At 49.9% G+C, this 593-nt stretch carries 1 protein-coding gene; it reads left to right on the forward strand.

What is annotated here, in order from left to right; genetic code table 11:
• Window positions 1–539 (forward strand): AI-2E family transporter (locus tag R7R78_RS27940; RefSeq protein WP_225474829.1); only part of this gene is annotated, 539 nt, incomplete at its 5' end.
• Window positions 540–593 lie beyond the last annotated feature (54 nt).

Consider the following 593-nt stretch of genomic DNA (forward strand, 5'->3'; position numbering starts at 1 on the left):
CTGGCGAAAACGCGAAAAGCTGGACAACGCTTATCGCCGCGACCATTAAAAGCGTGCTGCTGGGCGTAGTTGGTGTGGCTGCGATTCAAGCGCTATTGATTGGTGCTGGCTTCTTCGTGTTTGACGTTCCTGCTGCTGGTTTGCTCACTCTGATTCTGATGATTTTGTGTATCGCTCAGCTTCCTGCGCTGCTTGCCGTATTGCCAGTGATTGGCTACATGTACATGACGCAAGACAGCACAACCGCGACCATGTTTACCGTGTGGGCGGTTGTCGGTGCGCTGTCTGAGAACTTACTAAAACCAATGTTCATGGGCCGTGGTGTAGACGTACCAATGCCAGTGATTCTGCTTGGGGCCATCGGCGGTATGCTTTTCTACGGCATCGTTGGCCTGTTCCTAGGTGCGGTTATTCTGGCGATTTGGTATGAGTTGTTCGTTTGGTGGTTGAGCATCGAGAAAGCACAGCAGCAAGAAGAAATGGCTGAACTCAAAGAAGAAGAGGAACAAACAGAATCTGGACATGGTGCCGGCATTTAAATTACCAAGGTAATGCCTTATCTTTGACCGAATAAAACAAACCGTTGCCCTGCA

This window comes from Vibrio sp. 2134-1, assembly GCF_033339495.1.